Below are 11,286 nucleotides of genomic sequence, written 5' to 3'. Positions count from 1 at the left end.
GTGAATTTGCCTTGCCTGGCAAAAGTTATAAGAGAGCATTGATCCCTGCAATCAATCTGCCAAGCCCTTCATCCAGCTTTGCCCTCGGGCAGCCCGCATTCAGCCTGACAAACCCGTTCCCTTCGGGACCATAGGTGTACCCCGGCATAATCGCCACTTTCTGCTGGTGGATAAGCATATCCTGCAACGCACGGTCATCGAGATTAAGCGGGCGTAGATCAATCCACGCCAGATAGCTTGCCTCGGGCGGCTGCCAATTAAGCTGGGGAAACGCCTGATTCAGCTGGCTGGCGATGGTCGCCATGTTACCCTGCAGGTAGGTGCGAAGCGCATCCAGCCACGGCGCGCCCTCCCGGTAGGCGGCGATATGCGCGCAGAGCGAAAGCACCGCCGGAGATGAGAGCCCGTCCCGGCCCTTGAGCGCAGCGAGGTAGTCGTCACGGCGTCGCGCGTCGCTGATGATGCCATACGCCCCGGTGAGGGCCGGAATATTGAAGCTTTTCGACCCGGAGGTGAGCAGCGCCCATTCGCCTCGTCCCACATGACACCAGGGCGTGTGTCTCTTTTCGCCCCAGACCATATCCATATGGATCTCGTCGCTAATCACCCGGACGCCATGCCGTTCGCAGAGGCTGGACATCGCCTCCAGCTCTTCACGCGTCCACACTTTACCCGTCGGATTGTGCGGGCTACACAGCAGCAGGATTTTCGTATCCGGCAGAGAGAGCACGGCCTCCAGGGCCGCTAAATCGCTTACCCAGCCGGTAGCAGTTTTTTCCAGCGGCACGCTCAGGACGCGACGCTGGTTTCCCTCAATGGCCTTGTAAAATGCATCGTAGGCTGGGGTGTGGATAGCGACCGCGTCTCCCGGCGCGGACCACTGGCGGATCAGCTCCGAGGCCATATAGATCACCGACGGCCCGTAGACAATCATCTCGGGATCGATCTCAGTGGCAAAGCGGGTCCTGTACCAGTGGCACACCGCACCAAGGAAATCCTCATTCTTCCAGCGGCTGTAGCCCAGCACGCCGTGCGCCAGCCGCTGCTGGATGGCATCAAGAATGCAGGGGGCGGTCGCAAAATCCATATCCGAAATAGTGAAAGGCAGCAGGTCGGCCACGCCAAAGCGGTCGGCCACGTAGTCCCACTGCGTACACCATGTTCCATGCCGATCGATCGCCGTTGAAAAATCAAACATAGCCTTATCCTTTATGCCTGCACCGAGTTCATCAGGGCTTCCATCTCATCTTTTACCGACTGGACCTGCGGCCCAATCACCACCTGTAAGTTATGCTGGTTGAGCTGGACCACACCGATGGCGCGATTGTCCTTAAGCGCCTGCACATTCACCCGTGACATATCATTAACGGACAGCCGCAGGCGGGTGATGCAGTTATCAAGGCTGACAATATTTTCACTTCCGCCCAGCGCCGCGAGGATGGCCGGAACGTTATAGCCCGAGCGTCCCAGCGCGCCTGCCATCGTCTTCTCCACGGTGCTGGCCGTTTCGATATCCCGGCCCGGCGTTTTCAAATTAAAATGCAGGATAGCGAAGCGGAAGATAATGTAGTACACCGCAAACCAGATGGCGGCGACCACCGGCACAAGATACCACTTGGTTGCCAGACCGTGCAGGATGCCGAATACCACAAAATCAATCACGTTGCCGTCGGTGTTGCCGATGGTGACGCCAAGCACGGCCATCACCGTAAAGCCGAGACCGGTGAGCAGGGCGTGGATCAGGTAGAGCACCGGGGCAACGAACAGGAACAGAAACTCTAACGGTTCCGTGGTGCCGCCAACAACGCAGGCAATCAGACCGGAAATCAACAGGCCCTTAATTTTATGACGGTTCTCGGGGCGGGCACAGTGGTACATCGCCAGCGCCGCGCCAGGCAGGCCGCCCAGGAAGGCGGGCATTTTTCCCTGAGAGAGGAAGCGCGTGGCGCTTTCAGAAAAGCCGTGGGTGGTCGGGCAGCTCAGCTGGGCCTGGAAGATGGTCAGCGCGCCGCTGACGGTATGACCACATACCTCCTGGGTGCCGCCTGCGTCGGTGAAACGGATCAGGGCAACCAGAATATGCTGCAGGCCAAACGGCAGCAGCAGACGCTCGCCGGTGCCGAAGATCATCGGCCCAAAATCACCTGCGCTGTTAATGATCTGGCCCAGGCCACGGATCCCCATGGCAAATACGGGCCAGATGAGGGGGATCACAAGGCCAACCAGCCCCATTGTCACGGTGGTAACAATCGGAACGAAGCGGGTGCCGCCAAAAAATGCGAGTGCATCAGGAAGTCTGATGGTGTGAAAACGTTCATGCAGCAGCCAGACAATCACCCCGGCGATCACCGCGCCGAGGATCCCGGTATCAATAGACTGGATCCCTAGCACGTTCTGAATGTTGTAGGCCTTCAGCAGCGCCGCATCGGTGGTCGGCAGAATGCCTTTTGCCGTCAGCCAGAAGTTAACGGCCAGGTTCATCACCGCATAGCCGACGAAACCGGCAAAGGCAGCGATGCCTTTATTCTCACGCGCCAGCCCCAGCGGAATGGCGATACAGAACATCACCGGCAGAAAACTAAAGGCGAAGGAGCCGATTTTACTCATCCAGATGAAGATAGCCTGCAACACCGGATTGCCCAGTACGGGGATCAGGGTCATGACGTCACGGCTGCTTAGCGAGCTGCCGATGCCTAACATGATCCCGCAAAAGGAGAGTAACGCGACGGGCAACATGAAAGTTTTGCCCAACTGCTGGAAAAATTCCCACAGCGTAATTTTCTGTACGGTTTTCGTCGTCATAAACGACTCCTTGTCGAAAAGGGATGCAGATGAGGTTGTTGTGCGAGAAAGATAAAACGTTTTACCTAAATTTTATGCGCTACAAATCACAATGCTGAGCGATAACTCAGTGTATAAATATGTCATATAGATAAATCGTTTTATCTAAGCCAGTACCAGGGATTTGCTTTTTTATGATGACGCCAAAAAAAATAACCATTAACGATGTGGCCGTCGCGGCCGGAGTTTCCGTCAGCACCGTTTCGCTGGTGCTCAGCGGCAAGGGCCGTATCTCTACCGCCACCGGCGAGCGCGTGAACCAAACTATCGAGCGACTGGGCTTTGTCCGTAACCGCCAGGCTTCCGCCCTGCGCGGCGGGCAGAGCGGCGTAATTGGCCTGATCGTACGCAACCTCTCTTCACCGTTTTATGCCGAACTCACGGCAGGCCTTACGGAGGCGCTTGAAGCCCAGGGGCGGATGGTGTTTCTCCTGCACGGTGGCGACGGCGAGCAGCTCCTCCAGCGCTTTAACACCCTGCTGGCACAGGGGGTGGACGGCGTCGTCATCGCCGGAGGCGCGGGGGTAAGCGGCGAGCTGCAGGCGTGCGCTGCAGAGCAGGGCATTCCGCTCGTGTTTGCCTCTCGCGCCAGCTATCTAGACGATGCGGACTGCGTCAGGCCGGATAACATGCAGGCGGCCCAGATGCTCACCGAGTATCTGATTCAGCGCGGTCATCAGCGTATTGCCTGGCTGGGGGGCAACAGCGCCTCGCTAACGCGGGCCGAGAGAGTAGGCGGCTACTGCGCCACCCTGCTGAAATATGGCTTACCCTTTCACAGCGAATGGGTCGTGGAGTGCGACACCAGCCAGAAGCAGAGCGCCGAAGCGGTCGCTGCGCTGCTGCGGCATAATCCCACCATCAGCGCGGTGGTCTGTTACAACGACGTTATTGCCCGAGGGGCCTGGTTCGGCTTAATGCGTGCGGGACGGCAGAGTGGTGAGGCAGGGATGGACAGCTATTTTGAGCAGCAGGTGACGCTGGCCGCCTTTGCGGATGTCGCTGAGAGCGCGCTGGATGAACTGCCGATTGTCTGGGTGACAACGCCTGCACGGGAGATGGGATATACCCTGGCAGAACGGATCATGCAGCGTATTGCGAAGGAGGACAGTCTTGCTCGCAGCCAGACCCTCAAGGCCCGACTCATTGTCAAAAAATAGCCCCTCCGGAGAGGGGCTTGTGGATTACTGCTGAGGCACAGCTGCCGGTGGCGTAGCTTCCGGAGCCGCCTGCGGGGCAGGAGCTGGAGCCGCTTCCGGAGCCGCCTGTGGAGCAGGAGCTGGGGCCGCTTCCGGTGCTGCCTGCGGAGCAGGAGCTGGAGCCGCTTCCGGTGCTGCCTGCGGAGCAGGAGCAGGAGCAGGAGCTGGGACCGGCGCTGGCGCTGGAGCCGCCTGAGGCATACCCAGCTCAGGCATACCAAACATGCCGACAAACTCATCGAGGCTCATCTTCTGCCCATTCAGGACGATCTGGCCGTTAGCATATTGCAGACTGGTGCTGATGGCGTTATCCGCCACGGTGGTAATGCGGAACATCTGGCCCATCGCCGCCATGCCTTTCACCTGCTGGTTCGCCAGTTTTTCGGCATCTGCCTGCTGGTAGCCCTGCAGCTTAGCGATCTGAGTCATAAACTCGGTGGCCATATCCATTGGAATGGTCAGCTTGCTCTCCAGCGACTTCACGCTGCGATCGACCTCCTGCGCCAGGGTTTGCGGTGCAGGGGCGGCAGGGGTAGCAGCAGGATCCTTCATGAACAGCGACAGGTTAAACGTGGTCTCGCCTTTGCTGTTTTTCCAGCTCAGCGGGGCAACGGTGATCACCGGCTCGCCTTTTAACAGCATCGGCAGGGCACCAAAGAACGCCTCGGTGGATTTTTGCTGATAGATGGCCGGATCTTTCATCACCTCAGGCTGAGAGAGCAGGGCCTGGTTTTGCGCATTGTACTGCTGGCGGAACTGGTGCCACGCCTGGCCGTCAATCTGGCCGATCTTCATGGTCAGCTTGCCGCTACCCATATCCTGGCTCTGGATCTTCAGGCTGTTAACCGAGTAGTCGATCTGGCTGTTGATATTTTTGCCGTCGTTGACGAGATCGTTTTTGACGGTCAGCTCTGTGCCTTCCATCACTGCGATCTCTTTGTTTTCCACGGCAACGGCCAGCTTCTCAACGCTTAGCTTCTGGTTGCCCAGATGCTCATCAAACTGCGCGCGCTTGCTGTCGCCATCGGTTTTCAGGTTGTTGAAGGTGACCTGCACATGCTGACCATACTCGTTAACGGTGTTAACCAGGCCGCTCTGCGCCTCGCCCTTCAGGGAGATGGCGTTGCCGTCTTTATCGGCATCAAGCTGGAATTCACCGCCGCTGAAGGCAACTTTTTCACCTTCGTTCTCATAGCTTAACGGCTTAAACGCGATATGGGAGCCGGTATCACCGCCGTAGCCAATGCGGGTATTCACCTCTACCGGCGACTCGCCTTTAGCCATATCGAACAGCGGTTTAGAGACATCGTTATTCACCAGGGTGGTTTTCACCGATGCCATGGCCGGGATCAGATTAAACGATTTGAGCTGCGCAAACGGGAACGGACCGTGATCCACCGTCTCGTTCAGCACCACGCTCTGTCCAGGCTTCAGCCAGGCGTTGTCGCCACCTGCGACCGGTTTGACCAGCAGCTGGAGATGGCTTTTAAAGATGCCACGCTCGTAGTTCTGCGAGGACACCTCCAGGTTTGCGCCCGGCGCGCTGCGCTTAAGCTCGGCGTTAGCCTGTGCAACCATGTCGGCAAGGTGTTTTTCCAGCTGTTTACCCGTGTACGAGGCGGTTCCCGTCCAGACGACGCCCAGTGCAACAATAATGCCCGCAGCGACAAGCGTTTTCTTCATAGCGATTATCCCTAAAAATGAAACCAGGCGGAAGAGGCCGCCTGGAGAGTCGTAAGGTCTTGCTAAGCTTAGCAATAAGGTACAAAAAGGTCAGTACTTAGTTCACTTTATTGTACACCCGAGCCAGGCGGCCAATGCCGCTCGCCTCAATAGGGGATTCCTCGGCGCTGATAAAGGCGGACTCGCCCGGCTTAAGCACCAGCTGCTGTTCGCCTTTGCTCAGCACGGCCTCGCCCTCTACGCAGAAGAGGATCGCCGCGCTCGACTGCGCAAGCGTTGACGCCGTAGTGGAGAGGTCATGCAGGGAGAAAGCAAAGTCGGCGACCGGAATAGGGAAATCCAGCTCGGCACCGCGCTGTTCCGGCGCAGTTAACAACTCTGCCGCTGGCTTCGGCACAAACTTCACGTTGGCCACCAGCTCGGGAATATCGATGTATTTTGGCGTCAGGCCCGCGCGCAGGACGTTATCGGAGTTAGCCATCACCTCCAGCGCCACGCCTTTCAGGTAGGCATGCGGGGTCTCAGCGAACAGGAACATCGCTTCACCTGGGTTAAGCTTGACCACGTTAAGCAGCAGAGGGGAGAAGAGACCGCTGTCGTCCGGGTAGAACTCAGAGATAAAGCGGATGGTCTCCCACGGCTCGCCCTGCTGGCTTGCCAGCGTAGCCTTCAGCACTGCCAGAGCGTGTGATTTCTCCTCGCCCTGCATATTGAGCAGGCTGGCAAAGAGCTGGCTTAAGCTGTCGGCATTCGGCTGCGCCAGGAAGTGGGCGATAGCCTGATGCGCACCCGCGACCGGCTGGAGCAGGGAGATGATATCGCTGAATTCGCGAAAGGCGTTCATCGCCAGGAACGGCGTCAGGGCAAATACCAGCTCAGGTTTATGGTTAGGATCTTTATAGTTGCGTTCCGCTGCATCGAGTGGAATACCCGCCGCGTTCTCTTTGGCAAAGCCAATTTCCGAGGCCTGCTTATTAGGGTGAACCTGAATAGAGAGCGGCTGATCGGCGCACAGCACCTTAAACAGGAACGGCAGCTCGCCAAAGCGCTCCGCGACCGGCTGGCCTAAAAGCGCCGTTTTATCCTGGTCAATCACCTCTCGCAGCGACTGCGGCTGACCAGACGCGTTCTCGATTTTTGAGCTGCTCTTCGGATGCGCGCCCATCCACAGCTCTGCCATCGGCAGACCGTTAGGGTTGGCGATCCCATAGAGTTCCGTTAACGCACTTTTACTTCCCCAGGCATAGTTCTGCACTGAGTTAATGAGTTTTTGCATTATCAAGCCCTGCACTGTGTTGAATGATCTGCGTGTATTAAACCAATAAACCCATGGTAAGTAATCACTAAACTCAAAAAGTCGTCCTTATCTCAGTTTTTGTTAAAAAATTGTGTAGGATATGCAGACTCGCTTTTAAGCAGGGCAACGGAACGTTTGCCCAGACCATAACCAGACCGCGCAGTAAGTGAGAGCAAAATGTCGACAAAACCTTTTCACTATCAGGATCCTTTTCCCCTCAAAAAGGATGATACCGAATACTATCTGCTTACCCGAGACCACGTCTCCGTAACGGAGTTTGAAGGCCACGAAATCCTCAAGGTTGAACCGCAAGCGCTGACCCTGCTGGCGCAGCAGGCCTTCCACGACGCCTCGTTTATGCTGCGCCCAGCGCACCAGCAGCAGGTGGCGGACATCCTCGCCGACCCCGAGGCCAGCGAGAACGATCGCTACGTGGCGCTGCAGTTCTTACGCAACTCCGACATCGCGGCAAAGGGGATCCTCCCGACCTGTCAGGATACCGGCACGGCCATTATCAGCGGCAAGAAGGGCCAGCGGGTCTGGACCGGCGGCGGCGATGAAGCCGCGTTGGCGCGCGGGGTGTATAACACCTATATCGAAGATAACCTGCGCTACTCGCAGAACGCGGCGCTGGACATGTATCGCGAGGTCAACACCGGGACCAACCTGCCGGCGCAGATCGATCTCTACAGCGTCGACGGCGACGAGTATAAGTTTCTCTGCATCGCTAAGGGCGGCGGCTCGGCCAATAAGACCTATCTCTATCAGGAGACCAAGGCGCTGCTGACGCCGGGCAAGCTGAAAGATTACCTGGTCGATAAGATGCGCACCCTGGGGACGGCGGCATGCCCGCCTTACCATATTGCTTTCGTGATCGGTGGCACTTCGGCGGAGGCGACCCTGAAGACGGTGAAGCTCGCCTCAACTAAGTATTACGATGGGCTGCCTACGGAAGGCAACGAGCACGGCCAGGCGTTTCGCGACGTGGCGCTGGAGAACGAGCTGCTGCGTGCCGCGCAGGATCTTGGCCTCGGAGCACAGTTCGGCGGCAAATACTTTGCCCACGACGTACGGGTGATCCGTCTGCCGCGTCACGGCGCATCCTGCCCGGTGGGCATGGGCGTCTCCTGCTCGGCGGACCGCAATATCAAAGCCAAAATTAACCGCGACGGGCTCTGGATCGAGAAGCTGGAGCAGAATCCGGGGAAATACATTCCGGAATCGCTGCGCCAGGCCGGCGAAGGGGAAGCGGTGCGCGTCGATCTCAACCGTCCGATGCGTGACATCCTGCAGCAGCTCTCCCAGTATCCGGTGTCGACCCGGCTGTCGCTGAGCGGCACCATCATCGTGGCCCGCGATATCGCCCACGCCAAGCTGAAAGAGCGGATGGATCGTGGCGAAGGCCTGCCGCAGTACGTCAAAGATCACCCGATCTACTACGCCGGACCAGCGAAAACGCCTGAGGGTTACGCCTCTGGCTCACTCGGCCCGACCACGGCAGGGCGAATGGACTCCTACGTCGATCAGCTCCAGGCCGAGGGCGGAAGTATGATCATGCTGGCGAAGGGCAACCGCAGCCAGCAGGTAACCGATGCCTGCCACAAGCACGGCGGTTTCTATCTCGGCAGCATCGGCGGCCCGGCGGCGGTACTGGCCCAGGGCAGCATCCGCAGCCTTGAGTGCATCGAGTACCCGGAGCTGGGGATGGAAGCCATCTGGAAGATTGAAGTGGTCGACTTCCCGGCGTTCATCCTGGTGGATGATAAGGGCAACGACTTCTTCCAGCAGATCCACGCCTCGGCCTGTGCCCGCTGCGTGAAGTAAACAAGACCGCCCGAAAGGGCGGTTTTTTTTTGCTGCTGACGGCTGAAAATCATCAATACTAATAACTCTTTGGGCAAGTGAGCATGTTGTTACCCACATCACAACCTATTCAAGGAGCGTGTATGACTTCGCATCGCAGTGAGAAAGATTCGATGGGCGCAATCGACGTCCCGGCAGATAAGCTATGGGGCGCACAAACCCAGCGATCGCTTGAGCATTTTCGCATCTCGACGGAGAAAATGCCGGTCTCGCTACTCCGGGCGCTGGCCTTAACCAAGCGGGCGGCGGCAAAGGTAAACCAGGATCTGGGCCTGCTGGCCGTCGAGAAAGCCCAGGCCATTATCAGCGCGGCGGATGAGGTGCTGAACGGTGACCATCCGGACGAGTTTCCGCTGGCGATCTGGCAGACCGGCTCCGGCACCCAAAGCAACATGAACATGAACGAGGTACTGGCGAACCGTGCCAGCGAGCTGCTGGGCGGCGAGCGTGGGATGGCGCGTAAGGTGCACCCCAACGACGACGTTAACAAAAGCCAAAGCTCAAACGACGTCTTTCCTACCGCCATGCACGTGGCCTCGGTTATCGCCATACGCGAAGATTTGATCCCCTCGCTGCTGGAGTTGACCCGCACCCTGGCGGAAAAATCCCGGGCCTATGCCGATATCGTTAAAATCGGTCGTACTCATCTGCAGGATGCCACGCCGCTGACGCTGGGTCAGGAGATCTCCGGCTGGGTGGCGATGCTGGAGCATAATCTTAAGCATATCGAAAATAGCCTGCCGCACCTGTCAGAGCTGGCGCTCGGTGGCACGGCGGTAGGGACCGGGCTGAATACCCATCCGGAATATGCCCACCGCGTGGCCGATGAGCTGGCGGCCATCACCGGCCAGGGGTTTATCACCGCACCGAACAAGTTCGAGGCGCTGGCAACCTGCGATGCGCTGGTGCATACCCATGGCGCGCTGAAAGGCCTGGCGGCCTCGCTGATGAAGATCGCTAACGACGTCCGCTGGCTGGCCTCGGGCCCACGCTGCGGCATCGGTGAAATGACTATCCCGGAAAACGAGCCGGGCAGCTCCATCATGCCGGGTAAGGTCAACCCAACCCAGTGCGAGGCGCTGACCATGCTCTGCTGCCAGGTGATGGGTAACGACGTGGCAATCAATATGGGCGGCGCGTCAGGTAACTTTGAGCTGAACGTTTTCCGCCCGATGGTTATCCATAACTTCCTGCAATCGGTGCGGCTGCTCGCCGACGGGATGGAGAGCTTCAACGAGCACTGCGCCATCGGCATTGAACCGGACAGGGCGCGTATCGATCAGCTCCTCAACGAGTCGTTGATGCTGGTGACGGCCCTGAATACGCACATTGGCTACGACAAGGCTGCCGAAATCGCCAAAAAGGCGCACAAAGAGGGCCTGACCCTGAAGGCCTCGGCGCTGGCGCTGGGCTACCTGACCGAGGAGCAGTTTGATACCTGGGTGCGTCCGGAAACTATGGTGGGCAGCATGCCATCCGGCAGCTAGTTCGCCAGTGTTAGTTTGCAACGTAGAGGTGCAGCCGGGGAATGATTAACGTCAGCGGCTGCGCCTCAGGTTTATAGCGGTGCTGGACGTTGTCGGCATCGTAGTTCAGCAGCTCGCCGATGTCCGGCACCCGGCCACCGTTCTCCTCGGCGATTAATGCGATGATGGGGGTTGGACAGGCGTGCTGCACCTGCTTTTGTGAACCGGCGTACCAGACCCGAGCAATGGGCTGGACCTTCACTGGCCGTTTGATCTTCAGCCGGGCCTTCTGCGGCAGGGCGGCTATATCGTTGTACTCCTGCTCCAGTCGGGCCTGCCACTGCTCCCGCGTCCAGCCGCCCACCGCCCGCGGCGCTTTTAAGCTCTTCTCCAGCTGGGCCAGCACCTCATCACGGGTGAAATTCTTGATGATATGCTTATTTGCCCAGCCAAAGCGCAGCGTCGCCGGATCGCGCAGGACAGTTAGCGTTCGATAGGCATTGAGAGTGATAAGCCCCGGCAGGTGATGGTGCACCCAGTCAAAGCGGGCCGCAGAGGGCAGACCGGACTCGACGGTAACGATTTGCTCGAATGCTGTTTTCAGGCTGTTAATCTGCCCGATGCGTGCCTCCAGGCTGTCGCGTGTAGCCAGCGTGGTCTGGAAGCAGATCACCCCCGGCAGACGCACGGCCGCTTTGCTGCTGCGGTTTTCCGACTGCTGCTGAATAAAGAGATGCGAGAAGTGGTGCAGGGCGCGCTCGGCGGCCCGCTTGCCCACGTGCTGCTTGACCTGAATCGTAGTCAGCGGCTCGTGTTCGGCCTCTTTGGTGACTTCCGGCAGCTCAAATACCCGCCCGGCCAACAGCCGGCATTCGCTCAGTTCGCTCTTTAGTTCCGCAAGCTCACGCTCAATTTGGCGGAAGGTGCTGGTTAAACG

8 protein-coding genes are annotated in these 11,286 nt (G+C 58.4%); 3 read left to right on the top strand and 5 right to left on the bottom strand.

The annotated features are described in order from the left end of the window. Positions 1-25: 25 nt before the first annotated feature. Both FN633_RS03780 and malX read right to left on the bottom strand, forming a co-directional pair. Entirely contained in the window at positions 26-1,198 is a 1,173-nt protein-coding gene (locus FN633_RS03780) for a MalY/PatB family protein (RefSeq protein ID WP_154056801.1), read from the bottom strand. An 11-nt stretch (positions 1,199-1,209) separates the two neighbouring features. Next, complete coding sequence (malX, locus tag FN633_RS03775) at positions 1,210-2,802, bottom strand: maltose/glucose-specific PTS transporter subunit IIBC (protein ID WP_154056800.1); 1,593 nt, start codon at positions 2,800-2,802, stop codon at positions 1,210-1,212. A 173-nt stretch (positions 2,803-2,975) separates the two neighbouring features. On the opposite strand from malX, the gene FN633_RS03770 reads away from it, so the two are divergent. Then, positions 2,976-4,001: a Mal regulon transcriptional regulator MalI gene (locus FN633_RS03770; protein ID WP_154056799.1), complete on the top strand. Its 1,026-nt coding sequence runs from the start codon at positions 2,976-2,978 to the stop codon at positions 3,999-4,001. A 24-nt stretch (positions 4,002-4,025) separates the two neighbouring features. Here the strand turns inward: FN633_RS03770 and FN633_RS03765 are convergent, their stop codons facing one another. Together FN633_RS03765 and manA are read right to left on the bottom strand one after the other, a co-directional pair. After that, positions 4,026-5,723 (bottom strand): YdgA family protein, encoded by a 1,698-nt coding sequence (locus FN633_RS03765; RefSeq protein ID WP_154056798.1) that lies wholly within the window; start codon positions 5,721-5,723, stop codon positions 4,026-4,028. Between the two features lie 97 nt (positions 5,724-5,820). Continuing rightward, positions 5,821-6,999 (bottom strand): mannose-6-phosphate isomerase, encoded by a 1,179-nt coding sequence (gene manA, locus FN633_RS03760; RefSeq protein WP_154056797.1) that lies wholly within the window; start codon positions 6,997-6,999, stop codon positions 5,821-5,823. A 198-nt stretch (positions 7,000-7,197) separates the two neighbouring features. Here manA and fumA point away from each other — a divergent pair, with 198 nt between their 5' ends. Further along, positions 7,198-8,844, top strand: coding sequence for a class I fumarate hydratase FumA (gene fumA, locus FN633_RS03755; protein WP_154056796.1), 1,647 nt, complete (start codon positions 7,198-7,200; stop codon positions 8,842-8,844). 122 nt (positions 8,845-8,966) lie between these two features. Next, complete coding sequence (fumC, locus tag FN633_RS03750) at positions 8,967-10,370, top strand: class II fumarate hydratase (RefSeq protein ID WP_154056795.1); 1,404 nt, start codon at positions 8,967-8,969, stop codon at positions 10,368-10,370. Between the two features lie 10 nt (positions 10,371-10,380). Here the strand turns inward: fumC and tus are convergent. Next, positions 10,381-11,286 (bottom strand): DNA replication terminus site-binding protein (gene tus, locus FN633_RS03745; protein ID WP_154058815.1); only part of this gene is annotated, 906 nt, incomplete at its 5' end.

Origin of the sequence: Pseudescherichia vulneris, from assembly GCF_902164725.1 — a bacterium.
Classification (GTDB): domain Bacteria; phylum Pseudomonadota; class Gammaproteobacteria; order Enterobacterales; family Enterobacteriaceae; genus Pseudescherichia; species Pseudescherichia vulneris.
This window is presented reverse-complemented; position numbering and strand designations above follow the sequence as displayed.

Excerpts from the sequence above, each read along its gene's own strand:
- FN633_RS03780 (WP_154056801.1), bottom strand. The coding sequence starts at position 1,198 with ATGTTTGATTTTTCAACGGCGATCGATCGGCATGGAACATGGTGTACG.
- malX (WP_154056800.1), bottom strand. The coding sequence starts at position 2,802 with ATGACGACGAAAACCGTACAGAAAATTACGCTGTGGGAATTTTTCCAG.
- FN633_RS03770 (WP_154056799.1), top strand. The coding sequence starts at position 2,976 with ATGATGACGCCAAAAAAAATAACCATTAACGATGTGGCCGTCGCGGCC.
- FN633_RS03765 (WP_154056798.1), bottom strand. The coding sequence starts at position 5,723 with ATGAAGAAAACGCTTGTCGCTGCGGGCATTATTGTTGCACTGGGCGTC.
- manA (WP_154056797.1), bottom strand. The coding sequence starts at position 6,999 with ATGCAAAAACTCATTAACTCAGTGCAGAACTATGCCTGGGGAAGTAAA.
- fumA (WP_154056796.1), top strand. The coding sequence starts at position 7,198 with ATGTCGACAAAACCTTTTCACTATCAGGATCCTTTTCCCCTCAAAAAG.
- fumC (WP_154056795.1), top strand. The coding sequence starts at position 8,967 with ATGACTTCGCATCGCAGTGAGAAAGATTCGATGGGCGCAATCGACGTC.